Below are 18,135 nucleotides of genomic sequence, written 5' to 3' on the forward strand. Positions count from 1 at the left end.
CTGCTCTAACAAAAACGGGCAAGCCCCACGCTCACCGATCCACCAGTCGGCTGAGATTCCCGCGCACCCGTTGCAGCAGCGCGATGAGCTGCTTCGCTTCTTCGTCGGTAAAACCGTTCAGCGCTTCGAGCGCAACTTCATCGCCCACTTTGCGGGCCTTGCCGAGCGTTCGCTCGGCCTTCGGTGTCATGCGCACCTGGCGTTCGCGGCGATCCTCCGGATTGGCCGTGCGCTCGATCCATCCGCCCTCTTCCATCCGGTCCAGCAGACGCCCCGCCGAAATCGGCGCGACTTCGAGCAGGTCCGCGAGCCGCGCCTGATTGACGTCGCCGTAGTGGGCGAGATTGGCCAGCACGCGGCACTGTGCGCGCGTCAGATCGACCGACGACTTCGCGAGATCGTCGAAACGCTTGCCTGTCAGGCGGCCGACGTCGGAAATCAGAAAGCCGAAGCGCTCTTCGAGTTGGGTAGTCATGCGCGGATTATACGAAAGGGTTTCGTTTGTCATCGTCGGAATGGGTGCAAAACCGGCGCAGCGGGCTGCAATTCAGGCTCCGCATAAATCCTGGTGGGCGGATGCACTTGCAGCCAATATAATAAGCATGCTTACTATATCGAAGGTCCCACTCCCCCATGTCCACCGACTCCGCGTCGACGAGCGCCGCCCCGCTCAATCGGCCGATGATCACCGTCTCGATCATGCTCGCGACGCTGATCCAGACGCTCGACAGCACCATCGCCAACGTCGCACTGCCGCACATGCAAGGCACGCTGTCGGCGTCGCAGGATGAGATCACGTGGGTGCTGACCTCGTATATCGTCGCGGCCGCGATCGCCACGCCGCTGACCGGCTGGCTGTCCGATCGGCTGAGCGTCAAGCGGCTGCTGATCTTTTCGATCGGCGGCTTCACGGTGGCCTCGGCGCTATGCGGCTTGTCGGAAACGCTGACGCAGATCGTCGCGTCGCGTTTGCTGCAGGGGATTTTCGGGGCCTCGCTGGTGCCGCTTTCGCAGTCGATCCTGCTCGACATCAATCCACGCGAAAAGCAGGGCCAGGCGATGGCGGTGTGGGGCATGGGCGTAATGGTCGGGCCGATTCTCGGGCCGACGCTCGGCGGCTGGCTCACCGATAGCTACAACTGGCGCTGGGTGTTTTTCATCAACGTGCCGATCGGCGCGTTCGCGTTGTTCGGCGTGGCGAGCTTCCTGCCCGCGCGTGAACCGAAGCACGACGCGAAGTTCGACGCGTTCGGCTTTGCCACCCTGGGTCTCGCGATTGGCGCGCTGCAGGCGATGCTCGACCGCGGCGAGCAACTCGACTGGTTCGGTTCGAATGAGATCGTCATCGAGGCGCTGGTCGCGGCGATCAGCTTCGCGTTCTTCCTCGTGCATACGGCCACGGTCGGCAAGAAATCGTTCTTCAAATACGAGTTATTGAAGGACCCGAACTTCGCCACCGGCACGTTCTTCATCTTCGTAATCGGCGCGGTGATGTACGCGACGCGCGCATTGCTGCCGCCGATGCTGCAAAACCTGATGAACTATCCTGTCGCGACCACGGGCCTCGTCACGGCGCCGAGCGGCGCGGGAACCATGGTCGCGATGCTGTTCGCCGGGCGGTTATTGAAGCGGGTCGACGCGCGGCTTCTCCTGCTCGCCGGCTTCCTGATCTCCGCGTTCGCACTGTGGCAGATGATGCATTACACGATCGTGCTGTCGGAGTCGGACATCGTCTGGCCTGGCGTGGTTCAGGGCTTTGGTCTCGGCCTCGTGTTCGTGCCATTGAGCGCGCTGACCTTCTCCACGCTCACGCCCGAACTGCGCGCGGACGGTACTGCGACGTATAGCCTGATGCGCAACATCGGCAGCAGTATCGGCATTTCGATCGTGCAGACGCTGATGACCCGCAACACACAGGTCTCGCATGCCGACCTCGCTGCGAATGTCACGCCGTTCAATCCGGCAATCCAACCGATGCTCAATAGCGGCTCGAATTACGACCTGGCGGCGCTGAATGCGTCGATTACGCAGCAGGCGTCGATGATCGCCTATCTGAACGACTTCAAGCTGATGTTCGTGGCGACGCTACTGGTCATTCCGCTGCTGCTGTTGATCCGCCCAGCGCGCCACGCGCCGGATGCCTCAGTGGCGCACGCGGCGATGGATTGAGCACGATGGTGGCGTCAAGCGGGCGCGGCAGAGCTTTCGCGTCACGCTCACGCTTCGATTCTTCCGCGCGTCACGCCCAGCAATCCCGCCATTGCCTCTCGCGCCGCAGTTGCATCACGATCGCGGATCGCTTCGAACACCGCCGTGTGTTCGGCCAGCGACGCGTTGAACACGTCTGCGCGTTTCGCGTTCAGGCGTAGCTGCGCTTCGAGCGTTCGCTCGATCAGCGTGCCGAGCGGAATCAGCAATTCGTTGCTGCAGGCCGTCAGCACGCTTAGATGAAATTGCAGATCGGCGCGCACCCATTCATCGACGTTACGCGCCCCGACCATCGACGCATGCGCTGCCGCGAGCGCATTGAAGGTGTCGTCCGTATGCGAGGCCGCCGCCAGACCGGCTGCGTACGGCTCGATCATCTCGCGCATTTCCTGCAGCTTGAGCGCGAAGGTCATCGGTTCGGCGACGCGCGAATACCAGTCGAGCACGTCGACATCGAGCAGATTCCACGCGTGTTTCGGCCGCACCCGCGTGCCCACCCGTGGCCGCGATTCGATCAGCCCTTTCGACGTCAGCGTACGCAGCGCCTCGCGCAACACCGTCCGGCTCACGCCGAAGGTGTCCATCAACTCCGCCTCACGCGGCAGGATCGAATCGGGCGCGTAGTCGCCGCGCAGAATCGCGGTCGCCAGCAGATGGGCGACGCGCCCATGCAGATCGTGCTGAATAGCTTTCTCCCAGCGGCCTCTCGGCACTATTGATATCGGACCTGAGCCCGGAACGACAGCGATTATCCGGTATCTCAACCCGCCAACCTCTGGCTTCGGCGCCGTCCCAGCCAGCATCTTCACCAACAGCCGGCCACTATTTGGCCAATAGTACTATTAATAGTACTTAATCGCACTTTTGTTGTAGCATGTGAATCCTCTAAATTGCCCGCACACGCAGGCACCCAGGCCGCAAGGAGACGCACACCATGAAAATCACCAAACTCGAAACCTTCATCGTCCCGCCGCGTTGGTGCTTCCTGAAGATCGAGACGGACGAGGGCATCGTCGGCTGGGGCGAGCCGGTGGTCGAAGGCCGCGCGCATACCGTGGCGGCCGCCGTCGAGGAACTGGCCGACTATCTGATCGGCAAAGACCCGCTGCTGATCGAAGACCACTGGCAAGTGATGTATCGCTCAGGCTTCTACCGCGGCGGCCCGATCACAATGAGCGCGATCGCCGGCGTCGACCAGGCGCTGTGGGACATCAAGGGCAAGCATCATGGCGTGCCGATTCATGCGCTGCTGGGCGGCCAGGTGCGCGACAGGATCAAGGTGTATTCGTGGATCGGCGGCGACCGTCCGAGCGACGTCGCGAACAACGCGCGCGCCGTGGTCGAACGCGGCTTCAAGGCTGTGAAGATGAACGGCTCCGAAGAGTTGCAGATCATCGACACCTTCGACAAGGTGCAAGGCGTCATTAACAACGTCGCCGCCGTGCGCGAAGCGGTTGGGCCGAACATCGGCATCGGCGTGGATTTCCACGGCCGCGTGCATAAGCCGATGGCGAAGGTGCTGGCCAAAGAACTCGACCCGTACAAGCTGCTCTTCATCGAAGAGCCAGTGTTGTCGGAAAACGCGGAAGCCTTGCGCGACATCGTCAACCAGACCAACACGCCGATCGCTTTGGGCGAACGTCTGTATTCGCGCTGGGACTTCAAGCACATCCTGTCTGGCGGCTACGTCGACATCATCCAGCCGGACGCGTCGCACGCGGGCGGCATCACCGAGTGCCGCAAGATCGCCTCGATGGCCGAGGCGTACGACGTCGCGCTCGCGCTGCACTGCCCGCTCGGTCCGATTGCTTTGGCCACCTGCCTGCAGATCGACGCGGTGAGCTACAACGCGTTCATTCAGGAACAGAGCCTGGGCATTCACTACAACCAGGGCAACGACCTGCTCGACTACATCAAGAATCCTGAAGTCTTCAAATACGAAGACGGCTTCGTGTCGATTCCGCAAGGCCCGGGGCTCGGTATCGAAGTGAACGAAGAGAAGGTGCGCGAGATGGCGAAGGTCGGCCACCGCTGGCGCAATCCGGTGTGGCGCCATGAGGATGGCAGCGTCGCGGAATGGTAAGCACGTGACTGCTTGATGCAGCGCCGCCCACGGGCGGCGTTCTGTTTTAAACGGCCCGCGGCCACCGTCAACAAAACTCGTCTGAAGGCCGACGTCCTGGTTGTAGGCGCCGTTCGGTGATGAAGAAGGCGTAGCCCAAGTCACCGGCGCGCACGTTACGGCAGACGTAGCGCGCGCCGTCTCAGTTACGTAACACCGCGGACCGAAGCGGCTGAAACACACCTCTCACGGCACTTTTCCGGCACGGCCATACCGCCCGCAAAGCCTTATCCATAAAGGCTTTCAAGCCGTTTGTTCGGCATCAGACATACGCATGGCCCGCTCCTTGCTCAAATGCATTCAAAACGACAAATGCATCGGGGAACATCATGGGCGAATTCCTTCCAGACTATCTGATCCGCGAACAGGCCGCCGTCGGCGCGCTGGTGGTGTTCGGCGTGCTTCGCATCTTCGGCGCGATGCTCGCGTATGAACGCGGCTGGCGCATTTCGGTAGTCGAAAAATGTTTTATCGCTGCCGCGGTGCTGTACTGCCTGCCGCAACTCTTCGACCTGCTGACGCACATGTACGGCTCACGCGCCGCCGGCGCGGAACTGGAAGGCAAAGCAGCGGGCTGCGCGATCGCACTCTTCTGCGCACCGATTCTCGGACATCGGCTCGGCCTCGAATGATCAGTTTCATCGGACGGACGCTCATCATGCGACTGCGAAAGAAACCTGCGAGCCCTGCGAAACCTGTCTACCGGGCCGGCGACGTCCTGACGCTCAAATCCGGTGGACGCCCGATGACCGTCACCTGGAGCGGACCGGTGCTGTTCGCGCCGGGCAACTGGTTGATCTGCCAGTGGTTCGGCAACGACGGCGAACTGCAGCAGGAGATGTTTCCGGAAGAGACGCTGGAACGGGCGCACAACGCGTTCGCCGCCTAGAGGGCAGTAACGGATCAGCCGGCCACCGCCGGGCGACCGTGTGTATTGCGCCGCACGCCTTTGCTGTGCGGCGCTTTTTTTAGCCTTAACCGCCCAACGCGGCGAATGCCGGCACGCTGTGCGACAACACGGCCGCTGCGACGAACACGCCGATCATCGCCAGCGCTTCCAGATACAGCACGTTGACGAAGGTATGCGCGTCCATCGTCGAGGCCGTGCGGCGCAGGCGCGGCAGCGCCGAGAAGCGATTGAGTCCGCCGAGCACCAGTGCGAGCGCGACCAGCGCAAGCTTCAGCGTCAGCACATGGCCCCACGTGCTCATCTGGATGGCTTCGAACGAGCCGCCCGATCCACGCACGGCGTTGAAGATACCGGTGAGCAGCACCAGCCCCACCGCCACAACGGATACGTGCGACACCTGCGTCGCCGTGCGAATCAGCATCCCGCGTGCGGTCGATGTGCCCAGCGCGGGCAATACCGCGAGTCCCGCCGCCATCGCCAGCCCGCCCCAGACGCTCGTCACCAGCACATGCAACGTCTGCATGCCGATCGCCGCCGAGGCCGGACCGGCATCGGCCGCATGTCCGAGCGACGCCTTGCCCGCCGCAATCGCGATCACCGCGAGCCACAGCAGCGCATTGCGCAGCATGCCCGTATGACTGGCCATGGCCGTGCCCAGCAGCACCAGCGCGCCGGCGAACGCCACGCTCCAGCCGTAACCGACATGGGTTTGCGTCAAGACAGTCGGCACCACGCCAATCGCGGACGGCAACGCGACTCCGCTCATCGAGGCCGCCTGATACAGCAGCCAGCCAAGATCCGCGAGCACCAGCACGACGGTGGCGGTCAGCATCGACCGTTGCGCGCGCAACCAGGCGGGCCGTGCGGGGTTGATCTTGCTCTGCGCGTCCTTGGCGAGCCAGGCGCTGAGCAACGCCGAACCGACGGCAAACGCAAACGCGACATTCATGAGCGCGGCCATCGCGACCTGCCCGATCCACAGTCCGTCCATGCTCATTTGACGATGAACGCGAAGTTGCCTTGCGTACGGTGGCCGTCCGTGGCTACCGCGATCCAGTGCACCGCGTAGCGGCCGGCCGTCAACTGCGGCAGCGCCAGGTGCATCACCTTTGCGTCACTTTGATCGACTTGCGACGCAGCCGGCGCGGCGGGCTTGCCGCTCGCATCGCTCAGTTCGATGCGGCTGAAAGCCGGTTCGAGCGGCTCGGTGAAATGAATCGTCACTTCAGTGGCAGCGGCCACTTCGGCGTTCGCCGCCGGCTCGCTCGACACCAGATGCGCATGCGCGAAAACCGTGGACGTCATGACCAGCGCCGCGGCGCCCAGCGTCAACGCACGTAGCGCCGGACGGGAAAAATTGAATAGCTTCATGTAAGGCAGATAGCTCGTGGAAAGTAAAACGGTAGACGGTGAGCCGAAGGTCGTCCGCGTCGGACGGACGCCGGCGCGCCCGGAAGTGTACGCTTCGATGGCCGGCGCGCGCGTCGGTTCAACCTGCTTTGTCATGCAAGCCGGCAGGAACGCAACATGCGCCCGCGATACCGGGGATAGAATCGAGACGGCCGCTCCGCTTGCCAGCCAATGACGCGCGTCAAACTGTCGCATCGCCGTGACACCCGGAACCTTCTCTAATGTGGCAAATAGTCACCATCACCCTTCGATGATAGAATGCTGCGTCGCCGCAGCGCCGGCTGCCCTTCACACCGAGCCGCTCGAAGTTCGGTCAGGTCCCCGATTTTGATGGAGTTACGCGTGTCTTCAAGACGCATTTTCCGCCCGTTGCTTGCCCTTCTGCTGATCGGCTCCGCGGGTGTCTATAGCGCTGCGAAAGCGCAGACTCAACCGAAGGCCCCCGATACGATGGAAGCGCGCGTGCAAGGCTGCACGGCCTGCCACGGTTCGCACGGCCAAGGTACCGACAACGACTACTTCCCGCGTCTGGCGGGCAAGCCGGCCGACTATCTGTACAACCAGTTGCAGAACTTCCGCGAAGGGCGCCGCAAGTACCCGCCCATGAACTACCTCGTCACGTATCTTTCTGACGACTATCTTCATCAGATCGCCACGTACTTCTCGCAGCAACGCCCGCCGTACCCCACGCCGGCCAAGCCGACCGTGTCGGCGACCATCGTTGCGCGCGGCCAGCAGATCGTCCTGAACGGCGACGCATCCAAACAGATTCCGGCGTGCGCGGCTTGCCACGGCAAGGCGCTGACCGGCATGGAGCCCGCTATCCCGGGTCTGGTCGGCTTGCATGCTGACTACATCAGCGCGCAATTGGGCGCATGGCGTTCGGGCTCGCGCCATGCCATCGCACCGGATTGCATGCACACCATCGCCACCCGCCTGACTGACGAAGACGTGAACGCCGTTGCAGCCTGGCTTTCCACGCAAAAGGCTCCACAAAACCCCGTGCCGGCTCCGGCCCGCTCGTTGAAGACTCCGCTTGCCTGCGGCAGCGAACCGCAATAAGGCACCGGGAGAGACACTCAAATGAAACGCAAGTCTTTGTTCGCCCTCTCGGCAGTCGTCGTCGTTGCGGCTGCCGCACTCGTTCCCGTCCTGTGGTCGGGCGGCGACAACCTGCATAACGGAACGGCCATGGCGGCAACGCCCGCCGACCAGGCCGCGCTGATCAAGAAGGGCGAGTACCTCGCCCGCGCCGGCGACTGTATCGCCTGCCACACGGTGCGCGGCGGCAAGCAGTTCGCCGGCGGCCTGCCGATGCTGACGCCGTTCGGCACGATGTTCACGCCGAACATCACGCCTGACGACCAGTACGGTATTGGCAAGTGGACGCAGGACGACTTCTACCGCGCCATGCACACGGGCCGTTCGAAAGACGGCAGCCTGCTGTACCCGGGCTTTCCGTTCACGAGCTACACGAAGGTCACGCGCGCCGACTCGGACGCAATCTATGCGTACCTGCGCTCGGTCACGCCGGTCAATGTGCCGAGCCGTCCGCACGAACTGAAATTCCCGTTCAACCAGCGCAACATGCTGATCGGCTGGCGCACGCTTTTCTTCCGCGAAGGCGAGTACAAGGCTGATCCGACCAAGTCGGTCGAATGGAATCGCGGCGCGTACCTGATCGAAGGCCTCGGCCACTGCGGCATGTGCCACACGTCGATCAACGCCATGGGCGGCCCGGTCAGCTCGGCTGCGTTCGCCGGCGGCCTGATCCCGCTGCAGAATTGGTATGCACCGTCGTTGACGTCGAACAAGGAAGCCGGCCTCGGCGACTGGGAAACCAAAGACATCGCCGATCTGCTGAAGACCGGTGTGTCGAACCGCGGCGCGGTGTTCGGTCCGATGGCTGAAGTGGTTCACAACAGCCTGCAGTACATGTCGGACGAAGACATCAACGCGATGGCCACGTACCTGAAGACGATTCCGCAGAAGAGCGAAGCACCGGAACCGCTGCAGCTCGAAACCTCGGAAAAGTTCGGTGGCGAACTGTTGAAGCAAGGTCAGAAGATCTACGCTGACAACTGCGCGAAGTGTCACGCGGAAAACGGTCTTGGTATGCCGCCGTCCTTCCCGCCGCTGGCGAACAACCAGTCGATCCAGATGCCGTCGGCGGTCAATCCGATCCGTATGGTGCTGAACGGCGGTTATCCGCCGAGCACGGAAGCCAACCCGCATCCGTACGGCATGCCGCCGTTCGCACAGGCACTGTCGAACACGGAAGTGGCCGCTGTCGTGACGTACATTCGTATGTCGTGGGGCAACCACGGTACGGCTGTGTCGCCGCAGCAAGTGTCCGATCTGCGCTCGGCGCCGCTCGACTAAGCAGCGGGGGGGGGGGGCGGGGTTGGGGGGGGGGGGGTGGTAATGAGGGGGGGGGGGGGGGGGGGGGCGCAAAACCCGGGGCCGGCCCCCTTCGTTTTTGCAGGACCGGTATCATGTGGGTATAAACCCTTATGAAACCGCGCAGGAGGAAAGAGCCGTGCATGTCGGTGAGCGTTTCAACAGCATTACCCATCTCGTCGGCGCCGTGCTGTCGGTTGTGGGGCTGGCTACGCTCGTGACAATGGGCGCGCTCGACGGCGACGCGTACAAGGTGGTGAGTTTCAGCGTCTACGGTGCGATGCTGTTCGTGCTGTATGCTATCTCGACGCTTTACCACAGCGTGCGCAACCCGCGTGTCAAAGCGGTTCTGCAAAAATGCGACCATTCGGCGATCTATCTGTTGATTGCCGGCAGCTACACCCCGTTCACGCTGGTCACTTTGCGTGGACCGTGGGGCTGGTCGCTATTCGGCGTAAGCTGGGGGCTTGCTGCTCTCGGCATCGTGCAGGAACTGACGCTCGGGCGACGCACCCGCAGCGTTTCGATGGTGCTGTATGTCTTGATGGGATGGCTCGCGCTCGTTGCCGTCCGCCCGCTGGTTCAAGCTTTACCGGCAGCGGGTACCGCCTGGCTCGTGGCCGGCGGGGTCATCTACAGCGCCGGCATCTACTTCTTCATCAACGACGAGCGCATCCGGCACGGACATGGTATCTGGCACCTGTTCGTACTGGCGGGCAGTCTGTGTCAATTCGTCAGTGTTGCGCGCTACGTCGCGTGACATCCCACGGCGGCGAAATGCAACTTAAGGCCAGTCAACGTGTCTGCATAGCGCGTTGAAGCATTCGGCACGCATTTGAGCGTGCCGCCGATTTCTCTGCGACCGGAACTGGGCTTTGGCCTCGAACGCGCCATAGAGGCGTGTTCATGCCGTGCCTGTACCCGCTGGTGCCCGCTTGGGTCCATTGGGTGCCGTCTGGTGCCGTTCGCGAAACTGCATTGCAAAGAGCATTTATGTCTTTTGATTCCCTCGGCTTGTCCGAACCGCTGGTCCGCGCTGTACACGAACTCGGCTACACCACCCCGACTCCGATCCAGACGCAAGCGATCCCCGCCGTGCTCAACGGCGGCGACCTGCTGGCCGGCGCGCAGACCGGCACCGGCAAGACCGCCGGCTTCACGCTGCCGATCCTGCAGCGTCTGAACACCATGCCCGCCGTCACCACGGCGTCGGGCAAGCGCGCCGTACGCGCGCTGATCCTCACGCCGACGCGTGAGCTGGCCGCACAGGTCGAAGAAAGCGTGCGCGCCTACGGCAAGTACCTGAAGCTGAAGTCGACCGTGATGTTCGGCGGCGTCGGCATCAATCCGCAAATCGGCGCGCTGCGCAGCGGCGTGGACATCGTCGTCGCGACGCCGGGCCGTTTGCTTGACCACATGCAGCAGAAGACCATCGACCTGTCGCATCTCGAGATTCTCGTGCTCGACGAAGCCGACCGCATGCTGGACATGGGCTTCATCCATGACATCAAGCGCGTGCTCGCGAAGTTGCCGCCGAAGCGCCAGAACCTGCTCTTCTCGGCCACCTTCTCGGACGAGATCAAGACGCTCGCCGACAATCTGCTCAACTCGCCGGCGCTGATCGAAGTCGCCCGTCGCAACACGACGGCTGAACTCGTTGCGCAAAAGATTCACCCCGTCGACCGCGATAAGAAGCGTGAGCTGCTCACGCACCTCATCAAGCAACACAACTGGTTCCAGGTGCTGGTGTTCACGCGCACGAAGCACGGCGCGAACCGCCTTGCCGAACAGCTGACGAAAGACGGCATCAGCGCACTGGCGATTCACGGCAACAAGAGCCAGTCGGCCCGCACACGCGCGCTCGCCGAGTTCAAGGACGCCACGCTGCAAGTGCTGGTCGCGACCGACATCGCCGCACGCGGCATCGATATCGATCAGCTGCCGCACGTGGTCAACTACGATTTGCCGAACGTGCCGGAAGATTACGTGCACCGCATCGGCCGCACGGGTCGTGCAGGCGCATCGGGCGAAGCGATTTCGCTGGTGTGCGTCGACGAACTGCAACTGCTGAAGGACATCGAGAAGCTGATCAAGCGTCAGGTACCGCAGGAAGTGATCGCCGGTTTTGAGCCGGATCCGACTGCAAAGCCGGAACCGATTCTGCGCCGCGGCCAGGGTGGTGGCGGCGGTGGCAATCGTCAGCCGCGCCAGAGCCAGGGTGCGCCGAAGCGCGAGGGTGGCCAGCGTGACGGCGGCCGCCGCGATGGCGCGTCGTCGGCCAAGCCCGCACAACGTTCGGGTCAGCGTCCGGCGAATGGTCAGCAGCAGCCGAAGCCGCAAGGTGCGAAGCCGGCCGGTAACGGCGGCCAGCCGCGCCGCGACGGCCAGCGTCATGACGGTCAGCCGCGTGCGGCAGCACATGAAGGAAGCGCCGCGCAACATGCACCGCGCAAACCGCAGACTGCAAAGCCGCAAGGCGGCAATCCGGGTGCTTTGCTGGGTGGCGCAAAGCCGCGCAACGACGCGCCGCGTGGTGGCCAGCCGACGCGCAGCGGTCAGCGCGGCCGTTAAGTTTCAAGCACTGCCGCTCGCTGGCTGTAGTCGCAGACTATCGGCTAGCCGCAGCGGCAGCCTGCTTCAGGTGCTCGATCTGCCGTTCCCATCGATCGAGCACCGCCTCTCCTTCCCCTTCCAGTTCAAACGTAATGCCGCTCGTCAGGCGCGCATAGCGCACGCTCTGCGCCTCCGCTGTGTCGATCGAGCCGATGAGGTACACGAGGCCGCAGTCGTCGCCTGTTACGCCCGCTAGCGGCGTCAAACGCAACTGCACCTGATAGAACGCTTCGTCGCAGACGAACGTCAGCGCGGCCCGGCCGTTTTGCGCGATCACGCGTGCCGCCCGAGCCTGCGGCCACAATGCGATGCACAGCGAGCGCGAATCCGGCGCGTACAACTCGCCGACGCCAAGCAGCGACGTTCGCACATGGCCGTTTGCATCCACAGTGAGCAGCGACGCGGTGAACCCCGTCTTGCTCGCCAGCGACGACCCGTCGAACAACGTGCGGACGGCGTCGGGCCATTCGTCGAACACGTTCTGTTCGAGCGGACGTTCGGGTGAAGGAAAATCGCTCATGGTATCGATCCAGTCAGTAGCGGGTTGCCGAGGTTGCGAGTGCTGCCGAGGATCAATCATGCCTCGAAAAACAGATGGCCCGCGCAAGCGGGCCATTCATCTTCATCTCTCTATGCGGCGGACTTAGCAGAAAAACATCAGCGAAAGAACACGTGCTGCGTGATCTTGGCGAGCGGATAATGCACGCCCGGCTGAATCTTGGCCGGCAGATCGAGGGGCTTGAGCAGCATCTTCACGCACATGTCCGCCGACAGATTGCGCCGCACCAGCGCATTGATGCGCGCCGCGCGTTCGCGGTTATAGGCCGAATCGTGGACGCGTTCCGGATAACGAATCGCGAAGACATGCCGCAACGCGATCTCCGAGTCTTCGTTCTTGATCTCCATCACGCGCCGCATCAACGCGCCGAGAACCGCGAGACGGCCATTGCCTTCGATCTTGTTGTACTTCTTGAAGAACTTGAAAAAGTGTTTGTAGTGACGGACTTCGTCAGTGCGAATGTTGTCCGTGATCTGCTTGAGCACGGGTTCGTCCGAACATTCGCCAATCGCGCGATACAGCGTTGCGGTGCCCGTTTCCACCACACAGCGAGCAACCATCTCGAGCGCACGGGTCTTTTCGAAGTCCTCGACCGAGCAGGTCAGCGAGTACTCCTCCATGAAATTGCGGAATGCGGTGTCCCAATCGAACTCCGGCCACACGTAGGCGATATACGTCTTGAGAGCCCGGCCGTGCTGCATCTCTTCCGGCTCCCATTCCTGGTTGAGCCACGCCGAGACTTCGGGGTCGCCGTCGAAGAACGTGCTCAGATTACTAGTGTAAAGATCGGTACCGCTTTCGATAAACGAAGCGGCGCACAGCAGAAGCAGCAGATCTTCATTAGCGACGGCCTTCTGACGATCTATGCGGGTGAGGTCGATATCCTCGATCCGCCAGGGCATCACATGGTTCAGCTCAGTGTGCATTGTGTCTTTGCTCCGAAAGCTGTATCGACTCGTGGAGCGCGCTCGAAACCGCCCACTATCGCAAGGGCAGCCCGCCGTGTCAGATACAGCGCCTTGGTTAGAGTTAACCCCGTGTATCTTGCATCTTAGCCGGTGTTTCACAACTCTGCAGATAACCCAGCACAGACCATGCCGGACCGCCGCAGTTCCAATTTCACGGTAGTCGAATGCTTCAGTTGATTACAAGCGGCACTCGCAAGGCACAAAAAAGCCAGCTCGAAGAGCTGGCTTTGACTTGAAAGGAGGTTGCACGTCAACCGCGGCAAGGCTCGCTGCGAAGCACAACGGCCACCGGCCACGCCATCATGCGGGCTGAACGCCTTCGAGACGCCGGACGCGCCGCATACGCCACGCGACCACGACAAGCGACAACCCGGACAGCACCGCCGCAATCAGGACGTAGTAACTTGGCGCCAGCTTGTCGCCGGTCAAGTGAATGAAGGTTTCCACGATCGTCGGTGCAAAACCGCCGAAAATCGTGACGCCGATGCTGTAACCGATTGAAAGACCCGTCGAGCGCACCTGCGTTGGAAAGATCTCGGACATCAGCGCGGGCATCGGTCCGGAGTAAGCCGCCTTGAAAATTCCGGCTGTACCTTGCAACAGCAGCAGCCAGCCGACCGTCGGATGCGACTGCAGCAAAGCGAACATCGGATAGATCAGCAAGCCCATCAGTATCGACGTGGTCAGCATGATGCGAATCCGGCCGATGCGGTCGGACAATGCGCCCATCACGGGCGACAGCAGGAACTGCAAGCCGCCGTTGAGCACCACCACCCCGAACGACGCAGCAGCCGGCATGTGCAACTGCTTCACCGCGTACATCGGCATGTAGAGTTGCAGCACGTACACGCCGACCGTGGATTGCGCGACGATGCCCACGGCCAGCAGCAGATTCACCCACTGGTTGCTGAACGACGCGTCCTTCTCTTCAGACGCCACCTGATGCTTGCTCGCAGACTCACGCGCTTTACGCAAGGCGAGAAACTCCGGCGTCTCGTCGAGATGCGAACGGATGTAATAGCCCACCGGCCCGACCAGCAGACCAAAGATGAACGGAAGGCGCCAGCCCCAGCTATTGAGTTGCTCGGGCGGCATCCACGCGGTCAGGAGCGAACCAAAGGCCGCCGCGGTGATCGCAGCAAGGCCCTGGCTCGCGAACTGCCAACTCGCGTAGTAGCCACGCCGTGACGCGCTGTGTTCGACCATGAAGGCCGTCGCGCTGCCGAACTCACCGCCCACCGCGAAGCCTTGCACAAGCCGTGCAAGCAGGATCAACACGGGCGCCGCAAGACCGATCGACGCATACGGCGGCATCACCGCCATCGTGAAGGTGCCGACCATCATCAGCGCGATGGCGAGCGTGAGCGCCGCCTTGCGGCCCTTGCGGTCGCCGTAGACGCCCAGCACAACGGCGCCCAGCGGCCGCATCAGGAACGAGATGCCGAAGGTGGCGATGGCGAGCAACGTCGAGAGCCACTCGTCCTGCATCGGGAAGAACTGTTTCGCGATGATGGTCGCGAAGTAACCGTAGACCAGAAAGTCGAACCACTCGAGCGCATTGCCGACCGACGACGAAAATACGATACGTCGCACCATTGCTTTGGAGAGCGGTGCGGACATGGAACGCGGCGATGCAGTCGCGGATTGCGACGCGGGGATGTTCATTTAGAACCCCGCTGCCAATCCGTCGCGACGGCTGTCGCTTGCCGCCACATAGCCGCGGTCCGGATCGTTGCGGTCGAGCTTCCAGATGTACTGGCCGGAGCCGAAGTCCATGTACGGATCGTCGACCGACTTGATCGTGTGGCCTAGCTTCTGCAGCGCCGTGGCGGTCGCCGGATCCAGCGTCGATTCGATGTCGATCGTGAAGTCGCGGTTGACCTTCCAGCGCGGGGCATCGCAGGCGGCCTGCGGTTGCTGACCGTAGTCGAGCATCCGCACGATCGATTGCAAATGGCCTTGCGGCTGCATATCGCCGCCCATCACACCGAAGCTCATCACCGCTTCCTGCTTGCCGTCCACCTGCTGCGTCAGGAACGACGGGATGATGGTATGGAACGGCCGCTTGCCGCCTTCCACCACGTTCGGCGACCTCGGGTCCATCGAAAAGCCGCAGCCGCGGTTCTGCATGGCGATACCGCTGTCCGGCACCACGATGCCCGAGCCAAAGCCCATGTAGTTCGACTGGATGAAGCTGACCATCATGCCGCGCTCGTCCGCCACCGACATGTAGATCGTGCCTCCGGCCTTCGGCATGCCGAAGTCGAATTGCGTGGCACGCTTGTGGTCGATCAGCTTCGCGCGCGACGTGAGGTACGCGTCGTCGAGCATCTGCTCGGGCGTGACGTCCATCGAGCGCGGATCGGCGACATAGCGGTAGACGTCGGCAAATGCCAGCTTCATCGCTTCGATCTGCAAGTGCTGCGACTCGACGTTGTCGACGGCGAGTTCTTTCACGTCGAATTTTTCGAGGATGCCCAGCGCGATCAGTGCCGCGATGCCCTGGCCGTTCGGCGGAATCTCATGCACGGTGTAGCCGCGATAATCCTTGCCGATCGGCTCGACCCAATCCGCTTTGTAGTTGCGCAGATCGTCGAGAGTCAACGCGCCGCCGCCTTCACGCGCAAACGCCGCGATCTGTTCGGCGATCTCGCCTTCGTAGTACGCGCGCGGCCCTTGTTCGGCGAGCTTGCGCAACGTCTTCGCGTGGCCAGGAAAGCGCACCAGTTCGCTGACTTCCGGCGCGCGGCCGCGCGGCATGAAGGTTTGCGCAAAGCCCGGCAGGTCCTTCAATTCGGGTACGGCGGCCGCCCATTTGTAGGCGACGATGCTCGCCACCGCATGACCGCGCTCGGCGATCTCGATCGCCGGCTCCATCAGATCGGCGAACGGCAGCGAGCCGAATTTCTGATGCAGCGCTTCCCAGCCTGCGATCACGCCCGGCACCGTCACGGCGTCCCAGCCGCGCTTGGGTTGTTTGGCAAGGCCGTTTTCCTCGCCGTACTTGCGCTTGAAGTAATCGACGTTCCAGGCCGCAGGCGAGACGCCCGACGCATTCAGGCCATGCAGCTTCTTGCCGTCCCATACGAGCGCGAAGGCGTCGCCGCCGAGGCCGCAGGACACCGGCTCGACCACCGTGATGGCGGCGGCCGCCGCGATCGCCGCGTCGACGGCATTGCCGCCTTTCCACAGCATCCGCAGACCGGCTTGCGCGGCAAGCGGATGCGAAGTCGAAACGATGTTGCGCGCGAATACAGGCAGACGCGGCGTCGGATAGGGGTTTTGCCAGTTGAAGCCAGTCATGTCGAACACTCTCGAAAGCGCGGTCCGGCGCGTTCTATAACGCCGGAAACCATGGGAAACGGGTGAGACTCGGGTAAAACTCAGGTAACGCGCGGGTAAAACGCGGAGCCTTGGATTGCAGCGCGATCCGGCACAAAAAACAAATTCATTTATCAAATGAATAAATGCGTAAATTACCTGAATGAATTGCTGCACGGTTGTCCCGGATCCGAACCATGACGCATGAGTTGGCAGACAAGACGTGCGATGGTCTTACAATACGCTCACCCTCGTTCACGCATTACCCGTCTTCCGGCTCAGCTTTTCGCGCCGGCTGCGGGCAGCGCCGATAAAAACCCACCACCCGAGACACATGACCCGAGACCCCCGCCTGACTCTCAATGCCCGGCAACAGGAACTGCTGGAGTGGGTGCAACGCGACGGCTTCGTGACCGTGGACGACCTCGCGGCCCACTTCGACGTGACGCCGCAGACGATCCGTCGCGACGTAAACTGGCTCGCCGACATGAACCTGCTGCGCCGCTATCACGGCGGCGCCAGTCTGCCGACCAGCTCCGAGAATGTTTCGTACACGGCGCGTCAGCGGATGTTCCACGAAGAGAAGCGGCGCATTGCGACGCTAGTGGCCACTCACATTCCCGATCAGGCGTCCCTCTTCATCAACCTCGGCACGACGACCGAGGAAGTCGCACGCGCGCTCAACCGGCATCGCGGCCTGCGCGTGATCACCAACAATCTGAACGTCGCCAGCATGATGAGCGGCTATCCGGATTGCGAAGTGCTGGTGACGGGCGGCATCGTGCGGCCGTGGGATAAGGGCATCGTCGGCGAACTGGCGATCGACTTCATCCGGCAGTTCAAGGTGGACTTCGCGATCATCGGTACGTCGAGCATTGAAACGGATGGCACGCTGCGCGATTTCGACACCCGCGAAGTGCGCGTGGCCGAGGCGATCATCCAGCATGCACGTACCGTGTTTCTCGCCGCCGACAACTCCAAATTCGGCCGTCCGGCGCTCGTTCGCCAGGGTCACCTCGATCAGATCGACGCGCTTTTCACCGACGTCGCGCCGCCCGCCGAGATGAACGAAACGCTCGCCGCCGCTAACTGCCAGGTGTATATCGCCGAGTGATCCCAGGCGTCTTCCGCTATGTTGCAGTGCACGCGAAACTTCGAGTGAAATCAAGGATCTGGCCGCTGCTCCAAACCGCCTCTGCGGGTCCCAATTGTCAAAGGGAAAATTTACTGGGGCCCATTTGGTGTTTGACTGGCGGTTGACTACACTCCAGTTCCCCGGCGTCCGTTCCGCGTTACGCGGAGTGCCGGCAGCGTGAACCTGTCGTGATAGCCGCACCTCCCGCCTGATCCTCTAGCGGACTCTACTGGCATCGTGTCAGTCGCCTCCAAGGCCGTCCGCGTTTGCTTGACATGGAGAGAACGATGCTGAGTCCGCATGAATTCGCCACGTTGTTGCTCGTCAAGGACGCTCCCAATCAAGTCGACATGGAGCGAGAAGAACTCGACGCCTTGCTGGAACGCCAGCTTGTGCAACTCGAACGGCTCGCGTCGGGCAACGAACAATGGCGCGTAACCGAAACCGGCGACAGTGCGCTCCGGGCCATCAAGCGTTTTTCCTAGTACC

The 18,135-nt window shown here is 62.4% G+C and carries 18 protein-coding genes; 10 read left to right on the plus strand and 8 right to left on the minus strand.

Going from position 1 to position 18,135, the window contains the following annotated elements; all coding sequences use genetic code 11:
* Positions 1-31: 31 nt before the first annotated feature.
* On the minus strand, positions 32-475 hold the full coding sequence (locus PQQ86_RS16520) for a MarR family winged helix-turn-helix transcriptional regulator (protein ID WP_054034675.1): 444 nt from the start codon (positions 473-475) through the stop codon (positions 32-34).
* Positions 476-633: 158 nt separating this feature from the next.
* Here PQQ86_RS16520 and PQQ86_RS16525 point away from each other — a divergent pair, with 158 nt between their 5' ends.
* Entirely contained in the window at positions 634-2,169 is a 1,536-nt protein-coding gene (locus PQQ86_RS16525) for a DHA2 family efflux MFS transporter permease subunit (protein ID WP_408268701.1), read from the plus strand.
* A gap of 47 nt (positions 2,170-2,216) precedes the next feature.
* On the opposite strand, the gene PQQ86_RS16530 is transcribed toward PQQ86_RS16525, so the two are convergent.
* Complete coding sequence (locus tag PQQ86_RS16530; protein WP_408268703.1) at positions 2,217-3,011, minus strand: FadR/GntR family transcriptional regulator; 795 nt, start codon at positions 3,009-3,011, stop codon at positions 2,217-2,219.
* Positions 3,012-3,142: 131 nt separating this feature from the next.
* Here PQQ86_RS16530 and dgoD point away from each other — a divergent pair, with 131 nt between their 5' ends.
* From dgoD to PQQ86_RS16545, 3 genes are all read left to right on the plus strand, one after another.
* Positions 3,143-4,291, plus strand: coding sequence for a galactonate dehydratase (gene dgoD, locus PQQ86_RS16535; RefSeq protein ID WP_408268706.1), 1,149 nt, complete (start codon positions 3,143-3,145; stop codon positions 4,289-4,291).
* Between the two features lie 368 nt (positions 4,292-4,659).
* Entirely contained in the window at positions 4,660-4,962 is a 303-nt protein-coding gene (locus tag PQQ86_RS16540) for a hypothetical protein (protein ID WP_093635549.1), read from the plus strand.
* A 26-nt stretch (positions 4,963-4,988) separates the two neighbouring features.
* The gene (locus PQQ86_RS16545) at positions 4,989-5,219 is read left to right on the plus strand and encodes a YodC family protein (protein ID WP_408268710.1); all 231 of its coding nucleotides are present in this window, start codon (positions 4,989-4,991) and stop codon (positions 5,217-5,219) included.
* An 85-nt stretch (positions 5,220-5,304) separates the two neighbouring features.
* Here the strand turns inward: PQQ86_RS16545 and PQQ86_RS16550 are convergent, their stop codons facing one another.
* Both PQQ86_RS16550 and copC read right to left on the minus strand, forming a co-directional pair.
* Positions 5,305-6,237 (minus strand): CopD family protein, encoded by a 933-nt coding sequence (locus tag PQQ86_RS16550; protein WP_408268713.1) that lies wholly within the window; start codon positions 6,235-6,237, stop codon positions 5,305-5,307.
* A complete protein-coding gene (copC, locus tag PQQ86_RS16555) occupies positions 6,234-6,611 on the minus strand; it encodes a copper homeostasis periplasmic binding protein CopC (RefSeq protein WP_408270321.1) in 378 nt (125 codons plus the stop codon). Before copC ends, PQQ86_RS16550 begins: the two co-directional genes overlap by 4 nt.
* 369 nt (positions 6,612-6,980) lie before the next feature.
* Between copC and PQQ86_RS16560 the strand changes: the two genes are divergently transcribed.
* From PQQ86_RS16560 to PQQ86_RS16575, 4 genes are all read left to right on the plus strand, one after another.
* The gene (locus PQQ86_RS16560; protein WP_408268716.1) at positions 6,981-7,712 is read left to right on the plus strand and encodes a c-type cytochrome; all 732 of its coding nucleotides are present in this window, start codon (positions 6,981-6,983) and stop codon (positions 7,710-7,712) included.
* A gap of 21 nt (positions 7,713-7,733) precedes the next feature.
* Positions 7,734-9,032 carry a c-type cytochrome gene (locus PQQ86_RS16565; protein ID WP_408268719.1) on the plus strand — a complete coding sequence of 433 codons (1,299 nt, stop codon included), beginning with the start codon at positions 7,734-7,736 and terminating at the stop codon, positions 9,030-9,032.
* 157 nt (positions 9,033-9,189) lie between these two features.
* Positions 9,190-9,810, plus strand: coding sequence for a PAQR family membrane homeostasis protein TrhA (trhA, locus tag PQQ86_RS16570; RefSeq protein ID WP_102631849.1), 621 nt, complete (start codon positions 9,190-9,192; stop codon positions 9,808-9,810).
* 233 nt (positions 9,811-10,043) lie between these two features.
* On the plus strand, positions 10,044-11,621 hold the full coding sequence (locus tag PQQ86_RS16575; protein WP_408268722.1) for a DEAD/DEAH box helicase: 1,578 nt from the start codon (positions 10,044-10,046) through the stop codon (positions 11,619-11,621).
* 37 nt (positions 11,622-11,658) lie between these two features.
* Here the strand turns inward: PQQ86_RS16575 and PQQ86_RS16580 are convergent, their stop codons facing one another.
* The 4 genes from PQQ86_RS16580 to ggt all read right to left on the minus strand — a co-directional run bounded on the left by PQQ86_RS16580 (position 11,659) and on the right by ggt (position 16,493).
* On the minus strand, positions 11,659-12,183 hold the full coding sequence (locus PQQ86_RS16580; protein ID WP_408268725.1) for a pyridoxamine 5'-phosphate oxidase family protein: 525 nt from the start codon (positions 12,181-12,183) through the stop codon (positions 11,659-11,661).
* 137 nt (positions 12,184-12,320) lie between these two features.
* Positions 12,321-13,148, minus strand: a complete 828-nt coding sequence (locus PQQ86_RS16585) for a ferritin-like domain-containing protein (RefSeq protein ID WP_093635532.1) — start codon at positions 13,146-13,148, stop codon at positions 12,321-12,323.
* 342 nt (positions 13,149-13,490) lie between these two features.
* Complete coding sequence (locus PQQ86_RS16590; protein WP_408268729.1) at positions 13,491-14,855, minus strand: MFS transporter; 1,365 nt, start codon at positions 14,853-14,855, stop codon at positions 13,491-13,493.
* Positions 14,856-16,493 (minus strand): gamma-glutamyltransferase, encoded by a 1,638-nt coding sequence (ggt, locus tag PQQ86_RS16595; RefSeq protein ID WP_408268732.1) that lies wholly within the window; start codon positions 16,491-16,493, stop codon positions 14,856-14,858. It abuts the gene before it with no gap.
* 352 nt (positions 16,494-16,845) lie between these two features.
* Between ggt and PQQ86_RS16600 the strand changes: the two genes are divergently transcribed.
* Positions 16,846-17,625, plus strand: coding sequence for a DeoR/GlpR family DNA-binding transcription regulator (locus PQQ86_RS16600; protein ID WP_408268735.1), 780 nt, complete (start codon positions 16,846-16,848; stop codon positions 17,623-17,625).
* A 308-nt stretch (positions 17,626-17,933) separates the two neighbouring features.
* A complete protein-coding gene (locus PQQ86_RS16605; protein WP_054034465.1) occupies positions 17,934-18,131 on the plus strand; it encodes a hypothetical protein in 198 nt (65 codons plus the stop codon).
* The last annotated feature ends 4 nt before the right edge of the window (positions 18,132-18,135 follow it).

This window comes from Paraburkholderia sediminicola (assembly GCF_046026675.1).
Classification (GTDB): Bacteria; Pseudomonadota; Gammaproteobacteria; order Burkholderiales; family Burkholderiaceae; genus Paraburkholderia; species Paraburkholderia sediminicola_F.

What these genes read in the sequence shown, in the direction of transcription:
- PQQ86_RS16520 (WP_054034675.1), bottom strand. Translation starts at nt 475, where the DNA reads ATGACTACCCAACTCGAAGAGCGCTTCGGCTTTCTGATTTCCGACGTC.
- PQQ86_RS16525 (WP_408268701.1), top strand. Translation starts at nt 634, where the DNA reads ATGTCCACCGACTCCGCGTCGACGAGCGCCGCCCCGCTCAATCGGCCG.
- PQQ86_RS16530 (WP_408268703.1), bottom strand. Translation starts at nt 3,011, where the DNA reads ATGCTGGCTGGGACGGCGCCGAAGCCAGAGGTTGGCGGGTTGAGATAC.
- dgoD (WP_408268706.1), top strand. Translation starts at nt 3,143, where the DNA reads ATGAAAATCACCAAACTCGAAACCTTCATCGTCCCGCCGCGTTGGTGC.
- PQQ86_RS16540 (WP_093635549.1), top strand. Translation starts at nt 4,660, where the DNA reads ATGGGCGAATTCCTTCCAGACTATCTGATCCGCGAACAGGCCGCCGTC.
- PQQ86_RS16545 (WP_408268710.1), top strand. Translation starts at nt 4,989, where the DNA reads ATGCGACTGCGAAAGAAACCTGCGAGCCCTGCGAAACCTGTCTACCGG.
- PQQ86_RS16550 (WP_408268713.1), bottom strand. Translation starts at nt 6,237, where the DNA reads ATGAGCATGGACGGACTGTGGATCGGGCAGGTCGCGATGGCCGCGCTC.
- copC (WP_408270321.1), bottom strand. Translation starts at nt 6,611, where the DNA reads ATGAAGCTATTCAATTTTTCCCGTCCGGCGCTACGTGCGTTGACGCTG.
- PQQ86_RS16560 (WP_408268716.1), top strand. Translation starts at nt 6,981, where the DNA reads ATGGAGTTACGCGTGTCTTCAAGACGCATTTTCCGCCCGTTGCTTGCC.
- PQQ86_RS16565 (WP_408268719.1), top strand. Translation starts at nt 7,734, where the DNA reads ATGAAACGCAAGTCTTTGTTCGCCCTCTCGGCAGTCGTCGTCGTTGCG.
- PQQ86_RS16575 (WP_408268722.1), top strand. Translation starts at nt 10,044, where the DNA reads ATGTCTTTTGATTCCCTCGGCTTGTCCGAACCGCTGGTCCGCGCTGTA.
- PQQ86_RS16580 (WP_408268725.1), bottom strand. Translation starts at nt 12,183, where the DNA reads ATGAGCGATTTTCCTTCACCCGAACGTCCGCTCGAACAGAACGTGTTC.
- PQQ86_RS16585 (WP_093635532.1), bottom strand. Translation starts at nt 13,148, where the DNA reads ATGCACACTGAGCTGAACCATGTGATGCCCTGGCGGATCGAGGATATC.
- PQQ86_RS16590 (WP_408268729.1), bottom strand. Translation starts at nt 14,855, where the DNA reads ATGAACATCCCCGCGTCGCAATCCGCGACTGCATCGCCGCGTTCCATG.
- ggt (WP_408268732.1), bottom strand. Translation starts at nt 16,493, where the DNA reads ATGACTGGCTTCAACTGGCAAAACCCCTATCCGACGCCGCGTCTGCCT.
- PQQ86_RS16600 (WP_408268735.1), top strand. Translation starts at nt 16,846, where the DNA reads ATGACCCGAGACCCCCGCCTGACTCTCAATGCCCGGCAACAGGAACTG.
- PQQ86_RS16605 (WP_054034465.1), top strand. Translation starts at nt 17,934, where the DNA reads ATGCTGAGTCCGCATGAATTCGCCACGTTGTTGCTCGTCAAGGACGCT.